The organism is Amycolatopsis sp. NPDC004747, from assembly GCF_053601335.1.
Genome location: NZ_JBSGBQ010000011.1, coordinates 1 through 23,794, shown reverse-complemented (window position 1 = coordinate 23,794; position 23,794 = coordinate 1). Strand labels below are relative to the sequence as shown.

Here is a 23,794-nt window from a genome sequence, read left to right as displayed (position 1 = left end):
CCGGGTACCCCTCGGTCACCGAGGGGAGGAGCGGACATGGCCGTGGACCTGGGGATCGGTGTGGCCGGTGTGATCCTGCTGGTGACCGGGGGCTTCCTGTCGTGGAAGCCGCGCAACGGCCGGCACCAGGCAGCCGCGGTGCTGATGACCGGCCTGGGCTCGATGCTGATGGCGCAGTTCCTGATCGCGCCGTTCGTCCACGGTGAGTGGCTCGCCTCCGTGCTGCTCGGCGTGATGGTGGCGGGCATCTTCGCCGCCGCGGTCATCGGCGGCAGGCGGCGTCACTCCTCCGGGAACCTCGCCGAGGGCACCAAGTCTTCGACGAACGCCCGGAACGTTGGCGCCAACGGCAACTCCGACTCCAGCTCCACGTCGAACCACGTCACCGACGACGGCTCACCTGGGTGACGACACGGCAATCGTGGGCGCGGCGGCGCTGGCCCTGGAGGCGGCGAAGACCCCGGTCTGAGCCTGTGGATGGCGCGCGGAGTGCTGCGGCTCGCTCCCCCGGAACTGTCGGTGGTTGCCGGTAGCGTGGAAGCCGGGGGCTGCTCGGAACGCCCCCGGCCCGCAGCACCACCGCCGCCCGAGCCGAGCGGGCCCTCGACCACGACGACCGGCGATCCACCACCCACCTGTGAAAAGCTGGCCGGGTGAGTGCCCCCACCGCGAGCGTCTTCGTCAAGTGTTCCTGCGGGCACCTGCACTGGGGCCGCTACGGCGCCGCCGGATTGCTGCTCGTCGATCCCGCGCGCGGTGTCCTCCTGCAGCGCCGCGCCTGGTGGGTGCACCACGGCCGCACCTGGGCGTTCCCCGGCGGCGCCATCGAAGCGGGCGAAACCGCCGTCAAAGCAGCCGCCCGCGAAGCCTTCGAAGAAGCCTCCGTCCCCGCCGAGGCCTTCCGCGCGGTCTCGGCGTCCGTGGTGGACCATGGGAACTGGAGCTACACGACCGTGCTCGCCCTGGCCGACGGCGCCGAGGCGCGGGTCGTCAACACCGAAAGTGCGGAGGTGCGCTGGGTGGACCCCGACGACGTCCCCGGTTACCCCCTCCACCGCGACTTCGCCGCCGCCTGGCCGGACCTGCGCGACCGCCTCGGGCAGGAGCTGGTGCTCGTCGTCGACGGCGCCAACGTCGTCGGCTCGCGGCCGGACGGCTGGTGGCGCGACCGGCACGGTGCCGCCGAGCGCCTCCGCGACCAGCTCGCCAAGCTCGCCGAAGCCGGTGTGCCGGATCCGGAACACCCCGCGGTCAGCTGGTGGCCGCGGATCATCCTGGTCGTCGAAGGCAAGGCCAAGCACGTCACCGGCACCGAAGGCGTCGAGGTCGTCGCCGCGGACACCGACGGTGACTCGAAGATCGTCGAGGTCGTCGCGCAGCAGACGGCGAGTGTCCTGGTCGCGACCGCCGACCGGGAGCTGAAGCGGCGAGTCGAAGCCCTCGGCGCGTCGATCCTCGGCCCTGGCACGCTCCGCACGCAGCTCGACCGGCTGTGACAGCCCGGACCCCCGGAAGCGCTAGCCGCGCGCGATCCCGTCGCGCATCTCGGCGACCAGCGACGCCATCACGGCCTTGAGGCTGCCCTTGTGCGCCTCGGCCACCGCGCGCTGCCGCCGGTAGCTCGGCCCGTACCGCAGGATCGTTTCGACGTCGCGCAGCTCGGCCACGCAGTCCAGCCGCCGCGCCACCGGTTCGAGCCGGTCCAGCAGGTCCACCACGTCTTCGGTGACCAGCCGCTCGCGCCCGGCCGCGTCCAGGATGACGATCGCGTCCGTGCCGTAGCGGGCCGCGCGCCACTTGTTCTCCTGGACGTGCCACGGCGGCAGCGTCGGCAGGACTTCGCCGTCTTCGAGACGCTCGACGAAGTCGTCGACCAGGCACTGCGTCAGCGCCGCGATCGCGCCGACCTCCTCCAGCGTCGGCAGCCCGTCGCAGACGCGCATCTCGATCGTGCCCAGGTGCGGGGCCGGCCGGATGTCCCAGCGGATCTCCGAGAAGTGGTCGATCACGCCGGTGGTGAACATGTCCTCGACGTAGCTCTCCAGCTCCGCCCACTTCCGGAACTGGAACGGCAGCCCGGCCGTCGGCAGCTGCTGGAACATCAGCGCGCGGTTCGACGCGTACCCGGTGTCCTCGGCGCCCCAGTACGGCGAAGACGCCGACAGCGCCTGCAGGTGCGGCGCGTAGTTGAGCAGCGCGTCGAGCACCGGCAGCACCTTCTCGCGGTGGTCGACCCCCACGTGGATGTGCACGCCGTAGATCAGCATCTGCCGTCCCCACCACTGGGTCCGGTCGATCAGCTTGGCGTAGCGCTCCTTGTCGGTGACCTTCTGCTGGTACCAGTTGGAGAACGGGTGCGTCCCCGCCGAGAACATCTCGACGCCGAGCGGGTCGGCGACGCCGTGCACGACGTCGAGCGAGTCGTTCAGGTCGGCCTTGACCTCGGCGATCGTGTCGCAGACGCCGGTGATGATCTCGATCGTGTTGAGCAGCAGCTCCTGCTTGATCTTCGGGTGTTCGGCCTGCCCGTCGGGCCGGACGGCGTCGAGGATCCGCTCGGCCACCGAGGACAGCTCGCCGCTGCGGCGGTCCACCAGGCCGAGCTCCCATTCCGCGCCGACGGTCGATCGCCGCGAAGGACTGAACTCGATGTGCATCGCCGTCCGTTTAGACCTGGGCGCCGTTGCTGGGGTCCGCGCCGGGCGGCGGTCCCTGGCGCACGCGGAGCAGCAGCAGCGCGATCGCCGTCGCGAGCGCGAGGATGCCCAGCGGCGTCGCCACCGTCGGGCCGACGCCGATCGCGCCGGGCAGGATCAGCAGGAACAGCCCGGCCAGGAACAGCAGCAGGATGAGGAACGCGCCCAGCTTCGGCCGGGGCAGCGGCGGCGGCTCCGGCGGGACGTAGTGCTCGTCGTCGTCGGCCGGGTCGTCGGAGAACATCGTGGTGTCCCACGACGTGCCCCCGGACCGCCAGCCGGGCTCCGGCGGGCTCTCCACGACGGGCGGGTCGGCGGGCCGCTCCGGCGTCTTGCGCGACTCGGTCCCGGCGGTGTCCGCCGTGCCCGCGGTGTTCTCGGTGTCCTCTTCCGGGAGCCCGAACCCACCGGCTCGCAGGTCGGCGACGATCTCGGCGAACGTCGCGTCGACGTCCTCCGGCCCGTCCTTCCCCCGGCTCATGCGGACTCCTCGGGCTGGGCGGCGTGCGCCTTCGCGAACTCGACGCTGCGGGTGAAGATCACTTCGGCGTCGTTGTCCTGCGTCGCCACGTGGTAGCTGTTCTCCAGCACGACCTCGGTGACGTCGGTGCTCGAGACGCCCCGGAGCACCAGCTGCGAGTTCACCGGCTCGACGACGTGGTCGACCGACGAGTGCAGCAGCAGCACCGGCTGCGTCACCTTCGCCAGGTCGGCGCGCACGACCGCCCACAGCTTCGCCAGGCTCGCCGCCGCGCGCACCGGCGTGCGCGGGTAGGCCAGCTCCGTCTCGCCCGGCTTCTTGATGTCGTTCGCGATCGCCGGCACCGACGGCACGATCCGCCCGAGCACCGGCAGCAGCTTCGTGTCCCACTTCAGCCGCGTCACCGACGGGTTGACCAGGACGATCCCGGCGATCCGGTCGCCGAACTCCTCGGCCAGGCGCAGGGTGAGCGTGCCGCCCATCGAAAGGCCGCCGACGAACACCGTCCGGCAGGTCGCCAGCAGCGCGAGCAGGGCCTCGCGGACGGCGCCGTACCAGTCTTCCCACGTGGTGCGGTTGAGGTCCGGCCAGCGGGTGCCGTGGCCGGGCAGCAGCGGGCAGCGCACCGTGAACCCGGCCCCGGCCAGGTGGTCACCCCAGGCCCGCATGCTCGCCGGGGTACCGGTGAACCCGTGGCAGAGCAGGAACCCGGTTTCGGCCGAACCGGTGTGGCCGAACGGTTCCGCGCCGGCGAGCACGCCCATGCGATCGCCTTCCGTGTGAGCGGGGCAGTCCGTCCATGCTCTCACGCCCGGCGGACGTTGTGGGGGTCCGCCCGGGCCCCGAATTCGCTGTGAGATCGATCGCTGCGGAAGTGGTAACCGGGTGGTCTGCGTTGTGCGGCGGCCGCCGGTGTTCGTAGGCTGTTCGTCTCGGGTGGACAGGGAACCTTATTCTGGTCAGGTCGGCGCCACGGACCGCAGGCTGCTGGCACGCGGTGACTTTCGCGCCGGCCGACGGCTGAACAAGGTTCATGGGCTGCGGCTGCGATGGAGGACTGAGGCACCGGTGCTGTACTGGCTCATGAAGTGGGTGTTCCTCGGACCGCTGCTCAAGACGCTCTGGCCGACCAAGGTCGTCGGCGCGGAGAACATCCCCGAGACGGGTGGCGCGATCCTGGCCGGCAACCACCTGGCGGTCGCGGACTCGTTCTTCATGCCGCTGCGGGTCAAGCGCAAGGTGACCTTCCCGGCCAAGTCCGAGTACTTCACCGAGCCCGGCTTCAAGGGCACGCTCAAGAAGTGGTTCTTCACCGGCGTCGGCCAGTTCCCGATCGACCGGTCGGGCGGCAACGCGGCCCAGGCCGCGCTCGACACGGCGATCCGCCTGGTCCGCGAGGGGCACCTGCTCGGCATCTACCCGGAGGGCACCCGCTCCCCGGACGGGCGCCTGTACAAGGGCAAGACCGGCGTGGCCCGGATCGCCCTGGAGTCCGGTGGCGTGGTGGTCCCGGTGGCGATGATCGGCACGGACAAGGTCAACCCGATCGGCTCGAAGATGTGGTGGCCCCGCCGCCTCGAGGTGCGGTTCGGCAAGCCACTGGACTTCTCGCGCTACGAGGGCCTCGCGGGCGACCGGTTCATCGAGCGGTCGATCACCGACGAGATCATGTACGCCCTGATGGAGCTGTCCGGCCAGGAGTATGTGGACATCTACGCGGCGAAGGCGAAGGAGCTCCTCGCGGCGGAGGCGGCCGGGGTGAAGCCGTCGGTGCCGGCCCAGCCGTCCGCACGGGACGCGGCCCGGGTGCCGGATTCCAAGGTCGGCTGAGCCACCACTACTGTTCACCAGTGCGTTTTTTCTACGACACCGAGTTCATCGAAGACGGCGTGACGATCGATTTGGTGTCGATCGGGGTGGTGGACGAGCGGGGCCGCGAGTTCTACGCGGTCTCGACGGAGTTCGACCCTTCCAAGGCGGGGCCGTGGGTCCGGGACAACGTGCTGGACAAGCTGCCGTCGCCCGCTGATCGAGCGTGGCGGAGCCGGGAGAAGATCCGCACCGACCTGCTGGAGTTCTTCGGGAAGCCGCCGGGCGGGATCGAGCTGTGGGCCTGGTTCGCCGCGTACGACCACGTGGCGCTGGCCCAGCTGTGGGGCCCGATGCCGGCGCTGCCCCGGCAGCTGCCTCGGTTCACGCGGGATCTGCGTCAGCGGTGGGAGGACGCGGGCAAGCCGAAGCTGCCCGCGGCGCCGACCGACCAGCACGACGCGCTGGCCGACGCCAAGCACAACCTGGCCCGGTGGGAAGTCATCGAGGAATACTTCCCGCGGCGCTGACCCGCGGGGGCGCCCCCCGGTTTCCACGCTACCGGCAGGCACCGACAGTTTCCGCCGCGCTCACCCGGGCGTGGCTTCACGCCTGCAGGTGCAGGCTGTCTTCCATGGCGGCGAAGGCGCGCTCCACGCAGCCGGGCAGCTCGCCCGGGGCGCAGGCGGGCAGCCACTCGTCCAGCGCGCAGCGCCAGGTGGCCACGCAGAACTCGAGGAGCAGCCGCAGTTCGAGGCGCTCCTCGCCGCCGAGCCGGTGCGCGATCTCGGTCTGCATTTCCGCGCAGTGCCGCAGGGAATGCCCGTTCAGCGCCGGCGACTGCTCGATCAACCGGAGGATGGCGGGGAAGCGCCGGTACCAGTCCGCGTCCATGCGGGCGAGGGTGGCCAGCATCGCGTCGCGGAAGACGTCGGCCAGTGGCCCGGACTTCCCGGTCTCGTCCAGCACGTCGAGGTAGGCGCTCCAGAGCTCGTCGACGGCGGTGAACGCGACGTCTTCCTTCGACCGGAAGTTCCGGAAGAAGGTCCGCCTCGACACCTCGACCGCTTCGAGCAGCGCGTCGAGCGGCGTGGCGTCGAAGCCGCGCTCGCCGAACATCGAGAGCGCCGTCTCCACCAGGGCCTGGCGGGTGCGTTGCTTCTTGCGTTCGCGCAGGGTGGCGGGCGGTCCGGAAGTCGTCATCGACCGCAGTCTAACCGCCCCGCTTCCGAGGCGCATATGCTCTAATGAAGCAAATGCCACACTGTGGCACTTTGCTGCGAAGGAGACCCGACTGATGCGTGCCCTCGTCGTCGACCACGCCGCGACCACCCACCTTTCGCCGGCCGAGGTGCCCGATCCGGTGCCCGCGCCCGGCGAAGCGCTGGTCCGGGTCGAAGCGGTTTCCCTCAACTACGGCGAGGTCAAGGACGCCGCCGACCCGGGAATGCCGGACGGCACCGTGATCGGCTGGGACGCGGCGGGCGTGGTGGTCCGGGCCGCGGCCGACGGATCGGGCCCGGCCGCCGGAACCCCGGTGGTCACGCTGGGCTTGGCCGGCTGGGCCGAACTGCGTGCCGTCCCCGCCGCCCTGCTCGGTGTCGTGCCGTCCGGCGCCGACCTCGGCGCGGTCAGCACCATCCCGGTCGCCGGCCTGAGCGCCCTGCACGTGCTGCGCCGGATGGGCCAGCTCCTCGGGCGCCGGGTGATGATCACCGGCGCCTCCGGCGGGGTCGGCCGCTTCGCGGTGCAGCTCGCCGCCCGCGCGGGCGCGGAGGTGGTCGCGATCAGCGGGAATCCCGCGCAGGAGCCCACCCTGCGGGCACTGGGCGCGCACGAGGTGCACGCCGGCCCGGCCGAGGTCGACCGGCCGGTGTCCGCCGTGCTGGACAACGTCGGCGGACCGCACCTCGTGGCCGCCTTCGCCGCCCTGCAGGCCGGCGGCGTGCTGGTGAGCGTGGGCCGGTCGGCCGAAGCGGACGCCGTCCTCCCGCCCGAGGCGTTCCTGGCCACCGGAGGACGGCACGACCGCTCGATCCGCACGTTCTTCCTGTTCGGCGACCCGGCCACCGACTTCGCCGCCGATTTGACCTGGCTGGCCGCCGAAGTGGCGGCCGGCCGCCTCGACCCCGGGATCAGCTGGCGCGGTTCGTGGACCCGCTACGACGAGGCGGTCCAGGCCCTGCTCGACCGCCGCCTGCACGGCAAGGCGGTCCTGGAAGTCGCCTGAGCCGGGGCGGGTTCGAAGCCGCCGAGGGTCCGGAATTGTCGGGGGTGCCCGGTAACGTGAAAACCGGGGGACCCCCGGGCCGGGGACCTCTCCGCGTGGTGGGCTCGGTAGCCCACCGATGCCCGATTGTGACGACGGCCGGTGGTACCGCGTCAAGGCGGGAAAGCGTGCCTTGACCCGGCACCACCGGCCGTGTTGGGGCGGTGGGCAGGTCTGGGTGGGGTGCGGTCAGGCGTGGCCGTGCCGTTGGGCCGGTGAGGCACCGGGTGAAGGCACCGCGCCGGTGTGGACAGTCGACGGCACCCGGCCCGACTTCGCGGGATCCCCGCAGACTGCCTCCCCGGAACCGGGGCCTTTCAGCGGCGCGCCCGCACCGCCGAGGCCAGCTCGTCCAGCAGCGGCGCGGTGTCGTCCCACGCCAGGCACGCGTCCGTGATCGACTGCCCGTAGGTCAGCTCCGAAGCGCGCCCCAGCGAAAGCTCCTGCCGCCCGCCCGCGAGGAAGCTCTCCATCATCAGCCCCGCGATCCCGCGCTCGCCGGCCGCCAGACGCGCGGCCAGCTCCCGGACCACCACCCCCTGCCGCACGTGGTCCTTGCCGCTGTTCCCGTGCGAAGCGTCGATGATCACCCGCTCCGGCAGCCCCGCCTTCGCCAGCCGCGCCAAGGTGTCCGCGACAGTGCCGGCGTCGTAGTTCGGGCCGCCGTTGTGGCCGCGCAGGATCACGTGGCAGTCCGGGTTGCCCGACGTCGTCAGCAGCGCCGCCAGGCCGTCCGTGTTGATGCCCGGGAACACGTGGCTGGCCGCCGCCGCGCGGGTCGCGTCGATCGCCACCTGGACGTCGCCCTCGGTCGAGTTCTTGATGCCCACCGGCATCGACAGCGCGCTGCACAGCTGGCGGTGCACCTGGCTGGCCGCCGTGCGCGCGCCGATCGAACCCCACGTCACGATGTCCGCGATGAACTGCGGCGTGATCGGGTCGAGGAACTCGCAGCCCACCGGCAGGCCGAGCGCCGACACGTCGAGCAGCAGCTTGCGCGCCAGCCGCAGGCCCTTGTTGACGGCGAACGTGCCGTCGAGGTCGGGGTCGTTGATCAGGCCCTTCCAGCCCAGCGTCGTGCGCGGCTTCTCGAAGTACACGCGCATCACGACGTGCAGCTCGCCGCGCAGCTCCTCGGCCTTCGCGGCCAGCCTGCGGGCGTAGTCCATGGCCGCTTCGGGGTCGTGGACCGAGCACGGCCCGACGACGACCAGCAGCCGGTCGTCGCGGCCTTCGAGGATGTCGACCGTCTCGGCGCGGCCGTGGCGCACCACCTTCGCCACGGCGGCGTCGACCGGATGGTCTTCGCGCAGCAGCGCGGGCGAAATGAGCGGACTGATCGACGTGGTGCGCGCGGCGTCGAGGTCACCGATGGTGGCCGGTCCGGCGGAGAGCGTCATGGCGGGGGTGTTCCTTCCTGGTGGACACCGACCCGCGGGGGACTCGCCGAGCCGGTTTCGAAATCCGGCTCGGGGTGGGAGTCAGCGCAGGTTCACGCCGCCGCGCCCACCCGGGGCCGGCTTCGTAAACCAGAAATAGCGCTGCATGCGCATCAACGTAGCACAGGCGTCACACAGACCGATCCGGCAGGTGGTACGGGCTGCACCGATCAAGACGAGAGCCGCTACGCTGGCATCCGACGAAATGTGACTGTCATCTCCCGAGAACAGACGGAGGCTTCTCATGCGTGTCGGTGTGCTGACCGGCGGCGGCGACTGCCCGGGGCTCAACGCGGTGATCCGCGCGGTGGTGCGCAAGGGCATCGAGGTGCACGGCTGGGACTTCGTGGGCTTCCGCAACGGCTGGAACGGCCCGCTGACCGGCGACAGCCGCCCGCTGGGCCTGAACGACGTCGAGGACATCCTCACCCGCGGCGGCACCATCCTGCGGTCCTCGCGCACCAACCCGTACAAGGTCGAGGGCGGCGTCGACAAGATCAAGCAGGTCCTCGCCGACCAGGGGGTCGACGCGCTGATCGCGATCGGCGGCGAGGACACCCTCGGCGTCGCGAAGCGGCTGACCGACGACGGCGTCGGCGTCGTCGGTGTACCGAAGACGATCGACAACGACCTCGGCGCCACCGACTACACCTTCGGCTTCGACACCGCGGTCTCCATCGCGACCGAGGCGATCGACCGGCTGCACACCACGGCCGAGTCGCACCACCGCGCCCTCGTCGTCGAGGTCATGGGCCGGCACGCCGGCTGGATCGCGCTGCACTCCGGCCTGGCCGGCGGCGCGAGCGTGATCCTGGTGCCGGAGAAGCACTTCAACGTCGACCAGGTCGTCTCCTGGGTCGAGCGCCGCTTCGAGAAGGAGTTCGCGCCGATCATCGTCGTCGCCGAGGGCGCGCTGCCCGAGGGCGGCGAGGAGAAGCTGCTGACCGGCGAGAAGGACGCCTTCGGGCACGTCCGCCTCGGCGGCATCGGCACCTGGCTGGCCGACGAGATCGCCCACCGCACCGGCAAGGAGTCCCGCGCGGTGGTGCTGGGCCACGTCCAGCGCGGCGGCACCCCGACGGCCTACGACCGCGTCCTGGCCACCCGCTTCGGCCTCCACGCGGTCGACGCGGTGGCCGACGGCGACTTCGGCGTGATGGTCGCCCTGAAGGGCACGGACATCGTCCGCGTGAAGCTGTCCGAGGCGACGGCCGAGCTGAAGACCGTCCCGGTCGAGCGCTACCAGGAAGCCGAAGTCTTCTTCGGCTGAGTTCTCCGCAGAAGGGCCGCCCCGGGAACCCCCGGGGCGGCCCTTCGCGCGTTCAGGGCCGCTGCCGCACCGCGTCGACGATGCCCTGGTTCACCACCGTGCCCATCCCGGAGCCGAGGTAGGCGAAGGTCGCCGGGTCGAACAGGAACTCGTCCTGGTTGCCGATCTCGTGCTCGGTCGTGCTGTTCCAGGTGATGCCGAGGACGGTGCGGCCGGCGGCGTCCTTCGCGTCGGTGCGGACCACCAGACCGGGCACCTTCGCCACGGCCTCGTAGAGCGCGGCCCGCACCGCCGGGCGCAGCCAGCCGCCGGCCAGGTCGACGGCCTCGCGGCCGAGGTCGTGCAGCGTGTCGCCTTCGCCGTAGGTGCTCTGGTGCAGGTACGCGAGCATGGCGTCGGCGTCCGTGGGCAGGTCCGCGGGGGCGGCGGGGTGCGGCACGCACCGGCTCGTGACTGTCCGCCCGCGGCCCTCCTTCTGGACGCGTTTCCCGTCGCGACAGCCCGCCACCTCGGTCTCGTGGCCGAAGACGAACGACAATCCGTCGTGGGTGCCGTCCACCGACGCCCACGTCTCGTTCTCCCGGCCGTCCGCGAGCCGCGTCTTGGTGTATACGAACTGGTCCGGCCGTGGCGTGACGTCCGGCAGGGCACGAGCCTTCGCGGCCGCGGCGTGCAGGATGCGCACCGGTTCGGGGCCGGGCGGCGGTGCCACCGCGGTGTCGGCGGGCGTGAGCACGACGACGGCGGCGACGGCCGCGGCCAGCCCGGCCGCGGCGGCCGAACCCCATACCCACCGGCGGGCCGGGCGCCGCGTGGTGGCCGCGAGCAGCTCGGCCCGCTTCCGGGCCAGGTCACCGGCCGCCGGGAGCTCGGCGGGGCCGGCGAAGCCGCGCAGCAGCTGCAGGTCATCCATGGTTCGAAACCTCCTCGGGCGCCAACGCGGCGCGGACCTTCCTGCGGGCCCGGTTCAGGCGCGACCGGACGGTGCCGACCGGGATCCCCAGCGCGGCCGCGACCTCCTCGTAGGACAGCCCTTCCCACGCGATCAGCAGCAGCACGTCCCGGTCGCCCCGCGCCAACCCGGCCAACGCGGCGGCGAGCCGTTCGTTCATCGCCTGGGCCGTCACGCGCTCGGCCACCCGGTCCGCGTGCGAGGCCTGCTCGGCGGGCGGCCCGAGCGTGGCGCGCAGCCGGTATTCACGGGCCTCTTCGCGACGCCGTTGCCCGACGAGGTTGGTCGCGATGCCGTAGAGCCACGGCCGCGCGCTCGGGAACGCGGGGTCGTAGCGGGCGCGGCCGCCGAACGCGATGAGGAACGTCTCGCCCATCAGGTCCTCGGCGACCTGGCCGCCGAGCCGCCGGGCGAGGTAACGGTGGATGTGCGGGGCGTGGCGGTCGAAGACCGCCGCGAACCGCTCGGGATGTGCCAGGGACGCGGTGATCACGTCCGCGTCGTCCCCGGCTTCACCTGGTGAACTCAAGGAACCGCCTGCCTGTCGTGAGGCCATCTGCCCCGTTGTTGGCGGAACGGGCGATCCGGGTTCACGCTAAATGCGGGCCAGCACGTCCAGGACGCCGACGGCGGCGGCGATGTCCCCGGTCAGGGGCCGGTCGTCGAGGCTTTCGTCCAGCACGGCCGACGCCGCGTCGAAGGCGTCCCGCACCGGCAGCTCGACCAGGTCCGCCTCCCGCATCCGCAGGGCACGGACCGCCGCCACCAGCTCGCACGCCAGCACCTGCTGGTAGGCCGAGCACGCCGCGGTCGCCGCGCGGGCCGCCTGGGTCGAGAAACTCGCGTGGTCTTCGATCCCGCGCGACACCACGGCCGTGCCGAGGGTTGCCGGGAGCGCCGCCTGGCGCAGCTCGGTCAGCGCGTCGTGCGCCACGTACTCCAGGATCATCACGCCCGAGCTGCCCGGCGGCCCGGCCGCCAGGAACGGCCGCAGGCCGGTGAACTCCGGCTCCACCAGGTCGCCGAGGCGCGCCACCGACAGCTCCGCCACCTGGTGCACCGTCGCCCGGGCCTGGTCCAGGGCCGTCGACACGTACGCGGTGTGGAAGTGCGCGTGGTGGTAGGCGTCGTTGTGGACCGTCGAAATCATCGGGTTCTCGGTGCTCGCGTTGATCTCCACCGCGAGCACGTCGCGCAGGTAGTGGATCGCGTCCAGCGCCGGGCCCTGGACCTGCGGGAACGCCCGCAGCCCGAACGGGTCCTGGATCCGCCGCCCCGGTTTCGGCGTCTGGTGCATGCCCAGCAGCCGCCGCATCTCGGCCGCGCAGGCGACCTGCCCCGCGTGCGGGCGCGCTTCGTGCACCGGTGTCGCGTACGCCTCGGGGTTGCCGTCGAGGGCGACGTACGTGAGCGCCGCGACGGCGTGGCTCGCGCGCGTCAGCGTGTCCAGCCGCATCGCCGCGAGGGTCGCTTCGGCGAGCGTCGCGGCGTTGCTGCTCATGAACGCCAGCGCGTCGCCCGCCCGCACCGGCACCGGCGGCACGTGCCCGGTGACCCACGGCCGTTCGCCGGTGAGCGCCAGCGCCGCCTCGGCCAGCGGGGCGAGGTCGCCGGTGCCGATCGCGCCGAGCCGGTGCACCAGCGGCCGCGCGCCGGTGCGGACCGCTTCGGCCAGCGCGCCGATCAGCTCGGGGCTGATCCCGGACCGGCCGGACAGCAGCTGGTTGAGCCGGATCAGCAGCATCGCCCGCACCTGACCGGCCGGCATCTCGTCGCCGCTGCCGCCCGCGTGGCTGCGCAGCAGCCGCAGGCCGTGTTCCACCGAGCTTTCGACGGTGTCGTCCTTGTTGGCCCCGACGCCGGTGGTCCGGCCGTAGACCACCCGGCGCGTGCTCAGCTCTTCGGCGAGTTTCCACGCGTGCTCGGCCGCGCGCATCGCGGCGATCGAGACGTCGATGCCCAGCGGGCCCTCGGTGCGCGCCGCGGTCACCACGTCCGCGCACCGCAGGGTCCGGCCGTCCACCCGGATCAACGGCAGCCTCCTTCCGACTGCCCTCACTATGCGGCTAGGGCGACGGCGGCTGCCAGGGCGGTACCGGCCAGTCCCAGTGCGGGACCGGCTCGTGCAGGTCCGGTTCGGCGCCGGGCGCGGAGAAGATCACGGCCAGGCGGCTGCCCCACTCGAGGTAGCCGGCGAAGGCGGCGCGGAACTCCGGGTCGCTCGGCAGGCCCACTTCGTCGGCGGCGTCGAGCAGCAGGTTCACCCACCGGCGGCGCTGCGGCTCGGTGATCCCGCGGCCGAGGTGGCGGCCGATCATGTGGGCGTGGCCGCCGTGGCTGGCGGAGTACTCGGCCGGTCCGCCGAACACCTCGCCCAGCCAGACGGCGACGTGCTCGGCGTGGTGCCGGTCCATGTCGCGGAAGACCGGCTCGAGCAGCGGGTCTTCGAGCACGTGGCCGTAGAAGACGGTCAGCAGCTCGACGAGCGCTTCGTGGCCACCGGCCCACTCGTAGAGGGTCGGCGTGGTTTTTGGCACGATCACCCGCATCAGGCAACCAGTGGGGCCCCGGCCGGGCAACCACGTACTTTCCGGTGCGTAGGGGGAGTGGCGATGAAGCGGTACCACTGCGCGACCGAGCTGGCGGTCGACCTGATCGGCGGCAAGTGGAAGCCGGTGATCCTGGCCCACCTCAAGGAAGGCGCGCACCGCTACGGCGAGCTGCGCCGCCGGATGCCGTCGGTCAGCGAAAAGATGCTGACCCAGCAGCTGCGCGAGCTGGCCTCGGACGGCCTCGTCCGCCGCGAGGAGTTCGACGGCCGCGTCCCGCACGTCGAGTACCACCTGACGGCGGTGGGGGAGGAGCTGCGCCCGGCGCTCACGGCGCTGTACGAGTGGGGCGAGCGCCGCGCGGCCGAGCGGGGCATCACCTTCGGCTGAGGACCGGCTGCCGGACCGGCGCGGCTCACGTCTCGTCGAGCCGGCGTTCCAGCGCGTCCAGCCGGCCGGACCAGAACCGGCGGTAGGGCGCCAGCCACGCGTCGACCTCGGCCAAGGGCTCCGGGCGCAGCGCGTAGCACCGGCGCTGTGCCGCGACCCGCACCGTCACCAACCCGGCCTCGCGCAGCACCCGCAGGTGCTTGGACACCGCGGGCTGGCTGAGCTCGAGCTGCTCGACCAGCTCGCCGACCGAACGCTCGCCGTCGCGCAGCAGGTCGAGGATGGTCCGGCGCCGGGGCTCGGCGAGGACGTCGAAAGTCTGCATCACCCCCGAAATGTGCTCCGCCGGGCATATTCCTGTCAAGGAATGTGGATCTGGCATGGTCTGAACCATTGACCTAGTGGTCTAGTCCACTTACGGTGAGTGTGGTCCTCACCACTCCGGCACCGACGCCGTGAGTAATTCCCCGGAGGGAGAACGCATGTCCCGTTTCCGCAGGAAGAGCTACTCAGCGCTGCTGACCGTGGCGGCCGCCGCAGGCCTCGTCGCGGGCGGCGCGACGGCGCCGGTGGCCACCGCCGCGACCGAAACCGCGCAAGCCTCGGTCGGCAAGGTGGTCGGCTACTTCACCGAGTGGGGGGTCTACGACCGCAACTACCACGTCAAGAACATCGAGACGTCGGGCTCGGCGAGCAAGCTGACGCACATCAACTACGCGTTCGGCAACGTGACGAACGGCGGCTGCGCGATCGGCGACGCCTACGCCGACTACCAGAAGACCTACGACGCGGCGGGCAGCGTCGACGGCGTCGCCGACACCTGGGACCAGCCGCTGGCCGGCAGCTTCAACCAGCTGAAGAAGCTCAAGGCCAAGCACCCGGGCCTGAAGGTCATCTGGTCGTTCGGCGGCTGGACCTGGTCCGGCGGCTTCGGGCAGGCCGCGAAGAACCCGGCCGCGTTCGCGAACTCCTGCTACAACCTGGTCAACGACCCGCGCTGGGCCGGCGTCTTCGACGGCATCGACATCGACTGGGAGTACCCCAACGCCTGCGGTCTCTCCTGCGACACCAGTGGCGCGGCGGCGTTCAAGAACCTCCTCCAGGCCCTGCGGGCGAAGTTCGGCTCGAAGCTGGTCACCGCGGCGATCACGGCCGACGGCACCAGCGGCGGCAAGATCGACGCGGCCGACTACGGCGGCGCCGCACAGTACGTCGACTGGTACAACGTGATGACCTACGACTACTTCGGCGCCTGGGCCGCGCAGGGCCCGACGGCTCCGCACTCGCCGCTCAGCAGCTACTCGGGCATCCCGACCGCCGGCTTCTACTCCGACGCGGCGATCCAGAAGCTCAAGAGCAAGGACGTCCCGGCGGGCAAGCTGTTGCTGGGCATCGGCTTCTACGGCCGCGGCTGGACCGGCGTCACGCAGAGCGCCCCGGGCGGCACGGCGACCGGCCCGGCACCGGGCAAGTACGAGCAGGGCATCGAGGACTACAAGGTGCTGAAGACGTCCTGCCCGTCGACCGGCACGGTCGCCGGCACCGCGTACGCCAAGTGCGGCAGCAACTGGTGGAGCTACGACACCCCGGCGACGATCGCGGGCAAGATCTCCTACGCCAGGACCCAGGGCCTGGGCGGCGCGATGTTCTGGGAGCTCTCGGGCGACACCACGAACGGCGAGCTGATCACCGCCGTCGCGAAGTAACCTCCCGGGGGCACCGGCGGAAACTGTCGGTGCCCCCGTTTATCGTCGCGGGCGTGAAGTTCAGCGGATTCGGCGAGTACGCCGTCGACTTCTTCGACGGCCTGGTGGAGGACAACTCCAAGCCCTACTGGGACGACCACGTCGAGACGTACAAGTCCGACGTCCGCGCCCCGATGGAAGCCCTGCTGGCCGAGCTGGCGCCGGAGTTCTCCGACGGCTTCGGCGAGCCCAAGGTGTTCCGCCCCTACCGGGACGTCCGGTTCGCCAAGGACAAGACGCCGTACAAGACCCACTGCGGCGGGGTGATCGAGCAGGGCCGCGGCGGCGGCGCCTACTACGTCGAGGTCGGGCCGGAGGGCCTGCGCGTCGGCGGCGGCTGCTTCTACCTCGCGTCCGACCAGATCGCCCGGTTCCGCACGGCCGTCGACACGGAGCTGCACGGCGAGGCGCTGCGCAAGATCCTCGCCAAGCTCGAGCGGGCCGGCTGGGAGGTCAAGGGCGACCGGCTGAAGTCGAAGCCGCGCGGGTTCGCCGAGGATCACCCGCGCCTGGACCTGCTGCGCTACCGCTCGGTGTACGCGGTGCGCGGCTGGGAGCCCGACGACGTGCTGCACGAGCGGGGTGCCTTCGACCGGGTCCGCAAGGCCTGGCGGCAGCTCAGGGAGTTCAACGAGTGGGCCCGCGACCGGGTCGGCCCGAGCGAACGACCTCGTCGCTGAAACCGAACCTGACCAGCCAGGCTTCTGAACACTTTCTTGAACATTCGGGATCGGTACAGACGAACGCGCGAAGAGGGTCTACGCTATGTGGACGTGAGCCGACGCGCGAAGATCGTTTGTACCCTGGGCCCTGCCACCGCGACCCCGGAGAAGATGCGGGCCCTGGTGGATGCCGGCATGGACGTGGCCAGAATGAACTTCAGCCACGGCAGCCACAGCGACCACAAGCAGGTCTACGACCTGATCCGGGCCGCCGCCGCCGAGAGCGGGCGGGCGGTGGGCATCCTCGCCGACCTGCAGGGCCCGAAGATCCGCCTGGGCACGTTCGCCGGCGGTCCGGTCGAGTGGCACAACGGTGACGTCGTCCGCATCACCGTCGAGGACGTCGCGGGCACCCACGACCGCGTCTCGACCACGTACAAGGGCCTGGCGAAGGACGCCAAGCCCGGCGACCGGCTGCTCGTCGACGACGGCAAGGTCGGCCTGGTGGTCAAGGGCGTCGAGGGCCCGGATGTGGTCTGCGAGGTCACCGAGGGCGGCCCGGTCAGCAACAACAAGGGCGTCTCGCTGCCCGGCATGGACGTCTCCGTGCCGGCGCTGTCCGACAAGGACATCGAGGACCTCGAGTTCGCGCTGGAGCTGGGCGTCGACTTCATCGCCCTGTCCTTCGTCCGCTCGCCGGCCGACATCGACCTGGTCCACCAGGTGATGGACCGGGTCGGCAAGGGTCGCCTGCCGGTCGTCGCCAAGATCGAGAAGCCCGAGGCGGTCTACAACCTCGAAGCCATCGTGCTGGCCTTCGACGCGGTGATGGTCGCCCGTGGCGACCTCGGTGTCGAGCTGCCCCTGGAGCAGGTCCCGCTGGTGCAGAAGCGCGCCATCCAGATCTGCCGCGAGAACGCGAAGCCGGTCATCGTCGCGACGCAGATGCTCGAGTCGATGATCAACAACTCCCGGCCGACCCGCGCCGAGGCCTCCGACGTCGCGAACGCGGTGCTCGACGGCGCCGACGCGCTGATGCTCTCCGGCGAGACCTCGGTCGGCCGGTACGCGATCGAGGTCGTGCAGACGATGGGCCGGATCATCGAGGCGGTCGAGACCGACTCGCCGATCGTGCCGCCGCTGTCGCACGTCCCGCGCACCAAGCGCGGCGTCATCTCCTACGCCGCCCGCGACATCGGCGAGCGGCTCAACGCGAAGGCCCTGGTGGCGTTCACCCAGTCCGGTGACACCGTGCGCCGCCTCGCGCGGCTGCACACCCGGCTGCCGCTGCTGGCGTTCACCCCCGAGGAGAGCGTCCGCAGCCAGCTCTCGATGACCTGGGGCACGACGACCCGGATCGTGCCGTTCGTGGACTCGACCGACCAGATGATCCAGCAGGTCGACCACGCGATGCTGGAGATGGGCAAGTACCAGAAGGGCGACCTGGTCGTCATCGTGGCCGGTTCCCCGCCGGGCACCGTCGGGTCGACCAACCTGATCCGCGTGCACCGGCTCGGTGAAGACGACCACGCTTGAGAGACCGACCGCTCAGTATGCACGTAGGGTCCTGGTCATGACTGAAATGGCCAGGACGGCCGCCACCGAACCGGAACTGTCCGGTGGCGGCCAGCCGGTGCTCGACCGCCTGATCGCGCTGCTGGACCTCGAAAAGATCGAAGAGAACATCTTCCGCGGCGTCTCGCCCGCCCACTCGCCGGTGCGGGTGTTCGGCGGGCAGGTCGCCGGCCAGGCGCTGGTCGCGGCCGGGCGCACGGTGCCCGAAGAGCGCCGGGTCCACTCGCTGCACGCGTACTTCATCCGCGGCGGCGACCCCAGCGTGCCGATCGTGTACGAGGTCGACCGGATCCGCGACGGCCGGTCGTTCACCACCCGGCGGGTCGTGGCGATCCAGCACGGCAAGGCGATCTTCTCGCTCTCGGCGTCGTTCCAGACCGACGAACCGGGCATCGAGCACGCCGAGGTGATGCCCGAGGGCGTCCCGGCGCCCGAGACGCTGCCGACGCTGATGGAGCGCGCCGAAGGCTACGCGATCGGCGCGCACGCCCGGCCCCGGCCGATCGACCTCCGGTACGTCAACGAGCCGCCGTGGGTCACCCGGGAGACCGGCGAGCGGCCCGCACGCAACCAGGTGTGGATGCGCGCCGACGGGAAACTGCCCGACCAGCAGCTGCTGCACGTCTGCGTGCTGACCTACGCCTCGGACATGACGCTGCTGGACTCGGTGCTCGCCCGCCACGGCGTCTACTGGGACACCGACAAGGTGCTCGGCGCCAGCCTCGACCACGCGCTGTGGTTCCACCGGCCGTTCCGCGCCGACGAGTGGTTCCTCTACGACAGCGCCTCCCCGACGGCGTCGGGCGCCCGCGGCCTGGCCACCGGCCGGTTCTTCGCCCAGGACGGCACGCTGATCGCCACGGTCGTCCAAGAAGGACTCCTGCGCGTCCTGTGAAGTTCGCCGGGAAATCACCCTCCCGGGCGACCCCTTACGCGCGACTAATAGCCCGAATATCCGTCGCCGGAAAAGGGCATTCGGCCCGGGTGAGGGGGCCGGGACCGATCGGGGGACGGCCCCGGACCCCTCCGGGTGATGATCGCGCGGCACTTCGCGCGGTCATCGTCTACCCTGCTCAGAGGCCAGTCGAAGCCACGGCTGGCCGACTGTCAGGCGCCCGGAGCAGTGCAGGGTGCGAGGATACAAGAGCATTCTGCAAATTGCAGATCCGGCGCCGGAATCAACTCGTGTTAATGGTCCACCGACTCCGCGCCCGGATGGTTGGATACAGCTAGCACTCGACATCCGGAGGTGCCGCGATGGCAAGGGGACAGAGCCCCACGGTTCGCCGCCGGAGGCTGGCGGGGGAACTGCGCCGGCTCCGTGAGGCCGCCGACCTCACCATCGACGAGGTGGGTGAGAAGCTCGAGTGCTCGGCCTCGAAGATCAGCCGCATCGAGACCGGCCACGTCGGCGTCACCCCGCGTGACGCCCGGGACATGCTGGCCCTTTACGGCATCGTGGGCGACGAGCAGGAGGCGCTCGTCCAGCTGGCCAGGGAGGCCCGCAAGCGCGGCTGGTGGCACGCGTACAACGAGGTCTTCACCGGCACGTTCGTCGGGCTCGAAGCGGACGCCAGCTCGTTGCGCGCGTTCCAGGCGCTGCTGGTGCCCGGGCTGCTGCAGACCGAGCGGTACGCCCGCGCGGTGATCCGCGCGCTGCGGCCGGACGCCGACGAAGCCGAGATCCGCCGCCGCGTGGCCGCCCGGATGGCCCGCCAGGAACTGCTGTCCGAAACCCCGCCGCCGGAGTACTGGGCGGTGATGGACGAGGCCGTGCTGCGGCGCGTGGTCGACAGCCCCGAAGTGATGGCCGAGCAGCTCTACCGGATGGTCGCCGTCGCCGAGAAGCCGAACGTGACCGTGCAGGTCGTGCCGTTCGGTGCCGGCGCGCACCCCGGTATGGAAGGCCCCTTCCTCATCATGGGCTTTCCCGAGCAGGCCGACCCGGACGTCGTCTACGTCGACGACAGCACGTCCAGCGGTCTTTACCTGGAGGAACCCACAGACGTGCGGCGCTACGGGCTGATGTTCGACCATCTGCGCGCCGCCGCACTGAAACCGGACGACTCGGTGGACCTGATCGCCGAGGCGGCCGGACGGTTCGCCGAACAGGCGGCCGTACCGGGTCCGGTGCACCATCCGGAACCGAGGAACCAGTAAGGGAGCGGGGACCATGGAAGCAGAACTCTCCGGGGCGCGGTGGCGCAAGAGCAGCCACAGCGGCGGCGGCAACGACTGCGTCGAGGTGGCGTTCGTCGAGGGCGGGGCCGCGGTGCGCGACTCGAAGGACCCCGAAGGGGGTGCGTTCCGCCTGCCCGCGTCGGGCTGGCAGGGGCTGCTGGCCGCGGTGCGGACCGGCGGCCCGGCGCTCGACTGAGTCGCTTGGTGAAGACCCCTTACCCCCGCCGAGCTGGGCTCGGCCGGGAGTAAGGGGTCTTTTCGCGCCCAGCCCTACGTGATCACCCGATGCCCGGGGTGCGGCCTCAGGACGAACCTGAGTGCTACCAACCGGAGAGACAGGGGAACACGATGCACAGCGATCTGATGCTCGACGCGGTCCGGGCCGAAGCGGCGTACCGGGCGGAGGAACTGCGGAAGGCCGGGCGCAGCGCCTGGGCCGGCCGCGCCCGCCGCGTCGTCCGCCACTTCAGGGCGACGAGGACGGATGTCGAGGTACCGGCACAGCAGCGCCGGGAGGTCACCCGGGCGACCGCCGAAACCGCCCGGTAAGGGCAGCGAGGTGGTGCCGAAGGCGACAAGCGGCCGGAAACCGGCAGGGACACCCGGGGCTTCGCCCCAGGTCGGGGGCTTCGCCACCCGAACCCCTGAAAAAATGTCGGTGGGGTAGGTCAGAATGCACCTTGTGCCCCGACTCGGCTCCGGAATCCCGCTCGTCGCCCGTACCCACGAGATGCGGCGGCTCCGCGCCGCCTTCGCCAGGGCAGAACGTGGCGAAGCCGGCGCGGTGCTGCTCTCGGGGGACGCCGGGGTCGGCAAGACCCGGCTGCTGACCGCGCTCGGCGAGCACGTCGACGGCTGCGGTGCGCTGGTGCTCACCGGCCGCTGCATCGACGTCCGCGAAGGCGGTCTTCCTTACCTTCCGTTCGCCGAGGCGCTCGCCCCCCTCGGCGCGGCGACGGACCCGGTGATCGCGGCCGCGGTGCGGGCCCGGCCCGCGCTCGGGCGGCTGCTGCCGCAGGGGCAGGGGCTCGAGGAGCCCCGGGCGGCGGAACACCCGCCGATGACCTCCAACGACCGGGAGACGATGGTGCGTCCCCGGCCGGAGCAGGATCTCGGTCAGCTGCAGTTGTTCGACGCGGTACTGGGGGTGCTGACCGAGGTGGCGCAGGCGCGCCCGGTGGTGATCCTGCTCGAGGATCTCCACTGGGCCGACGCCTCGACCCGCAACCTGCTGTCCTTCCTGCTCAGCCGGCTGCGGGCGCAGCGGCTGCTGGTCGTGGGCAGCTACCGCGAGGAGGACGTGCACCGGCGTCACCCGCTGCGTGGCCTGCTGTCCGAGCTGGTCCGGCTCGCCACGGTCGAGCGCGTCGACCTGCAGCCCTTCGGCGCGGGTGACGCGCGCAGGTTCGTCGAGGCGCTGGCCGACGAGCCGCTGCCGTCGGACGTCGTCGCCGACATCGTCAGCCGCTCCGAGGGCAACCCGTTCTTCGCCGAGGAGCTGCTCGCCACCAAGACCGAGTGCAACGACCTGCCCGCCGGGCTGGCCGAGGTGCTGCTGTCCCGGCTCGAGCGGCTCTCGCCGGACGCCCGCCGGGTCGCGCGGGTCATCTCGGTGGCCAACGAACCGGTCATGCACGCCGCGCTCGCCGAGGTCTCCGGGCTGGGGGAGCTGGAGCTCGACGAGGCGCTGCGCGAAGCCGTCCAGCACCACGTGCTGGTGGTGCTGCCGGACGGCTCGTACACGTTCCGGCACGCGTTGCTGCAGGAAGCGGTGTACGGCGACCTGCTGCCGGGGGAGCGGTCGCGGACGCACGCGGCGTACGCGGCGCGGATCAAGGCGCGGCCGCAGGGCCGCGGCCACGACGCGAAGCTGGCCTACCACTCGATGCAGAGCAGCGATCTGGCCACCGCGCTGCCGGCCTTCCTGCGCGCGATGGACGAGGCCGAGAAGCTCGGCGCGCCCGGGTCGGCACTGCAGCACGTCGAACAGGCACTGTCCATCTGGGACGCCGTCAGCCCGGCCGACCGGCCCGAAGGGGTCGACGAGCTGCAGCTGCTGTACGAGGCGTCGTACTTCGCGGGGACGTCCGGCGAGCCCGAGCGGGCCGCCGCGTTCGCCCGCTCCGCCACCCAGGCGCTCACCGCCGAGATCCCGCACCACCGCGCCGCGAAGGTGTGGCGGCGGCTGGCGGATGCGCTGCTCGCCCTGGAGGGCACGCTGGACGAGGCGGTCGCCGCCATCGACCGGGCGTGGGACCTGGTGAAGGACACCGAACCCAGCTCGGCGCGCGCCTGGGTGCTGGCCAGCCGGGCCGGGTTCCTCCGGATCCTCGACCAGCCCGAGGCGGCGCTCGACAGCGCGCTCACGGCGGTCGCGGACGCGCAGGCCGTGGGCGCGACGGGTGCCGAGGCTTCGGCGCTGGTCACTTTGGGCACGCTGGCCGACTCGCGCGGCGATGCCGCCGAAGCCCGGGAGCGGCTGCGGCGGGCCCAGCGCAAGGCGCGTGACGTCGGCGCGTACAACACCGAGATCCGCGCGACCTACTTCCTCGCGCTCAGCCACGACGACCAGGGCGAGTTCGCCGAAGCGCTGGAGCACGCCTCGCACGGTGTCGCCCGCGCCGAAGAAACCGGGCTGAGCTGGAGCGTCTACGGGCTGGAGCTGCGGGCGCGGCAGCTGATGCTGCGCTACCTGATGGGCGACTGGCCGGACGAGAGCGCCGGGCGGGCCGGGCGCGGGGTGTCCAGCGCGGTCGCGGCGCGGATCCTGGCCATCTGGTCGCTGTTCGTCGTCGCGCGCGGCCGGCTCGACGAGGCCGAGAAGCTCCTGTCCGGGCTGCGGCAGCACTGGACGGCGGACATGCAGATCCCGCTGTCGGCCGGCGCCGCCGGGATCGAGCTGGCGTACTGGCGGGGCGACTACGCCGGCGCCGTGCGCCAGGCCGAAGACCTGGTCGGCTGGCTGGAGCGGATCGAACCCGGCCTGCTGGCCGGCATCCGGGTGGCCGCGCTCGGGGTGTCCGCCGCGGCCAAGCTGGCCGCCGGCGCCCGGCTGCACGGCGACCAGGCCGCGGCCGAAGCCGCGGTGGCGGCGGGCGAGCGGCTGCTGGCGCACGGCCGGATGTGCTCGGTCGTCGGGCAGCCGCGGTCGGGGGAACTCGGCCCCGAGGGCCGCGCGTGGCTGGCCCGCCTGGCGGCGGTGGAATCCTGCCTGTCCGGCGGAGGCGACCCGGACAGGTGGGCGGCCGCGGCGGAGGCGTTCGGCTACGGCGCCGTCTACGAGCAGGCGATCTGCCGCTGGCACGAGGCCGAAGCCAGGCTGGCGGCGGACGCGGGAGCGGGCACGTCCCTCGAAGCGGCCCACGCGGTGGCGGTCCGGCTGGGCGCGATCCCGCTGCGCGACGCGGTCCGCGACCTGGCGCACCGCGCCCGCGTCGAGCTGGTCGGCGTCGAACCGGCACCCCCGGCCCGCACGGTCACCGACCCGCTGACCGACCGCGAACGAGACGTCCTGGAGCGCGTCGCGCTGGGCCGCACGAACCGCCAGGTCGGCGAAGAGCTCTACATCAGCGAAAAAACGGTGAGCGTCCACCTTTCCCGCGTCATGGCCAAGCTGGGCGCCAGCCGCCGCGCGGAAGCAGTCGCCATCGCCTACGACCGCGGCCTCCTCACCGCCCCCACCCCGTGATCAGAAGGGCATCACGCGTGATCAGCTGGGTGTGCCCCTGGCGGGGCGCTCGTTCGGGGTTGAAAATGGGGTTGGTCGCTCGCTGACG

25 protein-coding genes are annotated in these 23,794 nt (G+C 71.8%); 15 read left to right on the top strand and 10 right to left on the bottom strand.

Translation table 11 applies throughout. The annotated features are described in order from the left end of the window. Positions 1–36: 36 nt before the first annotated feature. Both ACWEGE_RS19130 and ACWEGE_RS19125 read left to right on the top strand, forming a co-directional pair. Positions 37–408: a hypothetical protein gene (locus tag ACWEGE_RS19130; RefSeq protein WP_449661784.1), complete on the top strand. Its 372-nt coding sequence runs from the start codon at positions 37–39 to the stop codon at positions 406–408. A gap of 245 nt (positions 409–653) precedes the next feature. Next, positions 654–1,496 (top strand): NUDIX domain-containing protein, encoded by an 843-nt coding sequence (locus ACWEGE_RS19125; RefSeq protein ID WP_449661783.1) that lies wholly within the window; start codon positions 654–656, stop codon positions 1,494–1,496. Between the two features lie 21 nt (positions 1,497–1,517). Here the strand turns inward: ACWEGE_RS19125 and ACWEGE_RS19120 are convergent, their stop codons facing one another. The 3 genes from ACWEGE_RS19120 to ACWEGE_RS19110 are packed head-to-tail and all read right to left on the bottom strand — an operon-like array spanning position 1,518 to position 3,941. Next, the gene (locus ACWEGE_RS19120) at positions 1,518–2,657 is read right to left on the bottom strand and encodes a glutamate--cysteine ligase (protein WP_449661782.1); all 1,140 of its coding nucleotides are present in this window, start codon (positions 2,655–2,657) and stop codon (positions 1,518–1,520) included. A gap of 10 nt (positions 2,658–2,667) precedes the next feature. After that, entirely contained in the window at positions 2,668–3,177 is a 510-nt protein-coding gene (locus ACWEGE_RS19115; protein ID WP_449661781.1) for a hypothetical protein, read from the bottom strand. Continuing rightward, on the bottom strand, positions 3,174–3,941 hold the full coding sequence (locus tag ACWEGE_RS19110) for an alpha/beta hydrolase (RefSeq protein ID WP_176175963.1): 768 nt from the start codon (positions 3,939–3,941) through the stop codon (positions 3,174–3,176). Before ACWEGE_RS19110 ends, ACWEGE_RS19115 begins: the two co-directional genes overlap by 4 nt. A 304-nt stretch (positions 3,942–4,245) precedes the next feature. Here ACWEGE_RS19110 and ACWEGE_RS19105 point away from each other — a divergent pair, with 304 nt between their 5' ends. Together ACWEGE_RS19105 and ACWEGE_RS19100 are read left to right on the top strand one after the other, a co-directional pair. Beyond that, complete coding sequence (locus tag ACWEGE_RS19105; protein ID WP_449661780.1) at positions 4,246–5,007, top strand: lysophospholipid acyltransferase family protein; 762 nt, start codon at positions 4,246–4,248, stop codon at positions 5,005–5,007. 20 nt (positions 5,008–5,027) lie between these two features. After that, positions 5,028–5,516 carry a polyadenylate-specific 3'-exoribonuclease AS gene (locus ACWEGE_RS19100; RefSeq protein WP_176175965.1) on the top strand — a complete coding sequence of 163 codons (489 nt, stop codon included), beginning with the start codon at positions 5,028–5,030 and terminating at the stop codon, positions 5,514–5,516. Positions 5,517–5,592: 76 nt separating this feature from the next. Here ACWEGE_RS19100 and ACWEGE_RS19095 read toward each other — a convergent pair whose 3' ends face one another. Further along, positions 5,593–6,189: a TetR/AcrR family transcriptional regulator gene (locus ACWEGE_RS19095; RefSeq protein ID WP_449661779.1), complete on the bottom strand. Its 597-nt coding sequence runs from the start codon at positions 6,187–6,189 to the stop codon at positions 5,593–5,595. A gap of 94 nt (positions 6,190–6,283) precedes the next feature. Here ACWEGE_RS19095 and ACWEGE_RS19090 point away from each other — a divergent pair, with 94 nt between their 5' ends. Continuing rightward, complete coding sequence (locus tag ACWEGE_RS19090) at positions 6,284–7,216, top strand: zinc-binding dehydrogenase (RefSeq protein ID WP_449661778.1); 933 nt, start codon at positions 6,284–6,286, stop codon at positions 7,214–7,216. A gap of 356 nt (positions 7,217–7,572) precedes the next feature. Here ACWEGE_RS19090 and ACWEGE_RS19085 read toward each other — a convergent pair whose 3' ends face one another. Further along, positions 7,573–8,655 (bottom strand): 3-deoxy-7-phosphoheptulonate synthase, encoded by a 1,083-nt coding sequence (locus ACWEGE_RS19085; RefSeq protein WP_449661777.1) that lies wholly within the window; start codon positions 8,653–8,655, stop codon positions 7,573–7,575. A 283-nt stretch (positions 8,656–8,938) separates the two neighbouring features. Between ACWEGE_RS19085 and ACWEGE_RS19080 the strand changes: the two genes are divergently transcribed. Beyond that, a complete protein-coding gene (locus ACWEGE_RS19080) occupies positions 8,939–9,964 on the top strand; it encodes a 6-phosphofructokinase (RefSeq protein ID WP_449661776.1) in 1,026 nt (341 codons plus the stop codon). Positions 9,965–10,016: 52 nt separating this feature from the next. Here the strand turns inward: ACWEGE_RS19080 and ACWEGE_RS19075 are convergent, their stop codons facing one another. The 4 genes from ACWEGE_RS19075 to ACWEGE_RS19060 all read right to left on the bottom strand — a co-directional run bounded on the left by ACWEGE_RS19075 (position 10,017) and on the right by ACWEGE_RS19060 (position 13,459). Continuing rightward, positions 10,017–10,877 (bottom strand): CU044_5270 family protein, encoded by an 861-nt coding sequence (locus tag ACWEGE_RS19075; protein ID WP_449661775.1) that lies wholly within the window; start codon positions 10,875–10,877, stop codon positions 10,017–10,019. Beyond that, a complete protein-coding gene (locus tag ACWEGE_RS19070; RefSeq protein ID WP_449661774.1) occupies positions 10,870–11,445 on the bottom strand; it encodes an RNA polymerase sigma factor in 576 nt (191 codons plus the stop codon). The genes ACWEGE_RS19075 and ACWEGE_RS19070 overlap by 8 nt, the downstream gene beginning before the upstream one ends. 66 nt (positions 11,446–11,511) lie before the next feature. Beyond that, on the bottom strand, positions 11,512–12,948 hold the full coding sequence (locus ACWEGE_RS19065) for an aromatic amino acid ammonia-lyase (RefSeq protein ID WP_449661773.1): 1,437 nt from the start codon (positions 12,946–12,948) through the stop codon (positions 11,512–11,514). A gap of 34 nt (positions 12,949–12,982) precedes the next feature. Beyond that, positions 12,983–13,459: a group II truncated hemoglobin gene (locus ACWEGE_RS19060; protein ID WP_449661772.1), complete on the bottom strand. Its 477-nt coding sequence runs from the start codon at positions 13,457–13,459 to the stop codon at positions 12,983–12,985. A gap of 69 nt (positions 13,460–13,528) precedes the next feature. On the opposite strand from ACWEGE_RS19060, the gene ACWEGE_RS19055 reads away from it, so the two are divergent. Next, the gene (locus tag ACWEGE_RS19055) at positions 13,529–13,855 is read left to right on the top strand and encodes a winged helix-turn-helix transcriptional regulator (protein WP_449661771.1); all 327 of its coding nucleotides are present in this window, start codon (positions 13,529–13,531) and stop codon (positions 13,853–13,855) included. Between the two features lie 25 nt (positions 13,856–13,880). Here the strand turns inward: ACWEGE_RS19055 and ACWEGE_RS19050 are convergent, their stop codons facing one another. Continuing rightward, positions 13,881–14,180: an ArsR/SmtB family transcription factor gene (locus tag ACWEGE_RS19050; RefSeq protein ID WP_303247034.1), complete on the bottom strand. Its 300-nt coding sequence runs from the start codon at positions 14,178–14,180 to the stop codon at positions 13,881–13,883. 157 nt (positions 14,181–14,337) lie between these two features. Between ACWEGE_RS19050 and ACWEGE_RS19045 the strand changes: the two genes are divergently transcribed. From ACWEGE_RS19045 to ACWEGE_RS19010, 8 genes are all read left to right on the top strand, one after another. Continuing rightward, positions 14,338–15,561 (top strand): glycoside hydrolase family 18 protein, encoded by a 1,224-nt coding sequence (locus tag ACWEGE_RS19045; protein WP_449661770.1) that lies wholly within the window; start codon positions 14,338–14,340, stop codon positions 15,559–15,561. Between the two features lie 53 nt (positions 15,562–15,614). Continuing rightward, on the top strand, positions 15,615–16,280 hold the full coding sequence (locus tag ACWEGE_RS19040; RefSeq protein WP_449661769.1) for a DUF2461 domain-containing protein: 666 nt from the start codon (positions 15,615–15,617) through the stop codon (positions 16,278–16,280). A 93-nt stretch (positions 16,281–16,373) separates the two neighbouring features. Further along, positions 16,374–17,798: a pyruvate kinase gene (gene pyk / locus ACWEGE_RS19035; protein WP_449661768.1), complete on the top strand. Its 1,425-nt coding sequence runs from the start codon at positions 16,374–16,376 to the stop codon at positions 17,796–17,798. 37 nt (positions 17,799–17,835) lie between these two features. Then, the gene (tesB, locus tag ACWEGE_RS19030; RefSeq protein ID WP_449661767.1) at positions 17,836–18,732 is read left to right on the top strand and encodes an acyl-CoA thioesterase II; all 897 of its coding nucleotides are present in this window, start codon (positions 17,836–17,838) and stop codon (positions 18,730–18,732) included. 362 nt (positions 18,733–19,094) lie between these two features. Then, positions 19,095–19,997 carry a helix-turn-helix domain-containing protein gene (locus tag ACWEGE_RS19025; RefSeq protein WP_449661766.1) on the top strand — a complete coding sequence of 301 codons (903 nt, stop codon included), beginning with the start codon at positions 19,095–19,097 and terminating at the stop codon, positions 19,995–19,997. A 13-nt stretch (positions 19,998–20,010) separates the two neighbouring features. Next, on the top strand, positions 20,011–20,214 hold the full coding sequence (locus ACWEGE_RS19020; RefSeq protein WP_449661765.1) for a DUF397 domain-containing protein: 204 nt from the start codon (positions 20,011–20,013) through the stop codon (positions 20,212–20,214). Between the two features lie 152 nt (positions 20,215–20,366). After that, on the top strand, positions 20,367–20,567 hold the full coding sequence (locus tag ACWEGE_RS19015; RefSeq protein WP_449661764.1) for a hypothetical protein: 201 nt from the start codon (positions 20,367–20,369) through the stop codon (positions 20,565–20,567). A 124-nt stretch (positions 20,568–20,691) separates the two neighbouring features. Beyond that, positions 20,692–23,706: a helix-turn-helix transcriptional regulator gene (locus tag ACWEGE_RS19010; RefSeq protein ID WP_449661763.1), complete on the top strand. Its 3,015-nt coding sequence runs from the start codon at positions 20,692–20,694 to the stop codon at positions 23,704–23,706. The last annotated feature ends 88 nt before the right edge of the window (positions 23,707–23,794 follow it).

Excerpts from the sequence above, each read along its gene's own strand:
- ACWEGE_RS19130 (WP_449661784.1), top strand. The coding sequence starts at position 37 with ATGGCCGTGGACCTGGGGATCGGTGTGGCCGGTGTGATCCTGCTGGTG.
- ACWEGE_RS19120 (WP_449661782.1), bottom strand. The coding sequence starts at position 2,657 with ATGCACATCGAGTTCAGTCCTTCGCGGCGATCGACCGTCGGCGCGGAA.
- ACWEGE_RS19115 (WP_449661781.1), bottom strand. The coding sequence starts at position 3,177 with ATGAGCCGGGGGAAGGACGGGCCGGAGGACGTCGACGCGACGTTCGCC.
- ACWEGE_RS19110 (WP_176175963.1), bottom strand. The coding sequence starts at position 3,941 with ATGGGCGTGCTCGCCGGCGCGGAACCGTTCGGCCACACCGGTTCGGCC.
- ACWEGE_RS19095 (WP_449661779.1), bottom strand. The coding sequence starts at position 6,189 with ATGACGACTTCCGGACCGCCCGCCACCCTGCGCGAACGCAAGAAGCAA.
- ACWEGE_RS19090 (WP_449661778.1), top strand. The coding sequence starts at position 6,284 with ATGCGTGCCCTCGTCGTCGACCACGCCGCGACCACCCACCTTTCGCCG.
- ACWEGE_RS19085 (WP_449661777.1), bottom strand. The coding sequence starts at position 8,655 with ATGACGCTCTCCGCCGGACCGGCCACCATCGGTGACCTCGACGCCGCG.
- ACWEGE_RS19080 (WP_449661776.1), top strand. The coding sequence starts at position 8,939 with ATGCGTGTCGGTGTGCTGACCGGCGGCGGCGACTGCCCGGGGCTCAAC.
- ACWEGE_RS19075 (WP_449661775.1), bottom strand. The coding sequence starts at position 10,877 with ATGGATGACCTGCAGCTGCTGCGCGGCTTCGCCGGCCCCGCCGAGCTC.
- ACWEGE_RS19055 (WP_449661771.1), top strand. The coding sequence starts at position 13,529 with ATGAAGCGGTACCACTGCGCGACCGAGCTGGCGGTCGACCTGATCGGC.
- ACWEGE_RS19050 (WP_303247034.1), bottom strand. The coding sequence starts at position 14,180 with ATGCAGACTTTCGACGTCCTCGCCGAGCCCCGGCGCCGGACCATCCTC.
- ACWEGE_RS19045 (WP_449661770.1), top strand. The coding sequence starts at position 14,338 with ATGTCCCGTTTCCGCAGGAAGAGCTACTCAGCGCTGCTGACCGTGGCG.
- tesB (WP_449661767.1), top strand. The coding sequence starts at position 17,836 with ATGACTGAAATGGCCAGGACGGCCGCCACCGAACCGGAACTGTCCGGT.
- ACWEGE_RS19025 (WP_449661766.1), top strand. The coding sequence starts at position 19,095 with ATGGCAAGGGGACAGAGCCCCACGGTTCGCCGCCGGAGGCTGGCGGGG.
- ACWEGE_RS19020 (WP_449661765.1), top strand. The coding sequence starts at position 20,011 with ATGGAAGCAGAACTCTCCGGGGCGCGGTGGCGCAAGAGCAGCCACAGC.
- ACWEGE_RS19015 (WP_449661764.1), top strand. The coding sequence starts at position 20,367 with ATGCACAGCGATCTGATGCTCGACGCGGTCCGGGCCGAAGCGGCGTAC.
- ACWEGE_RS19010 (WP_449661763.1), top strand. The coding sequence starts at position 20,692 with ATGCACCTTGTGCCCCGACTCGGCTCCGGAATCCCGCTCGTCGCCCGT.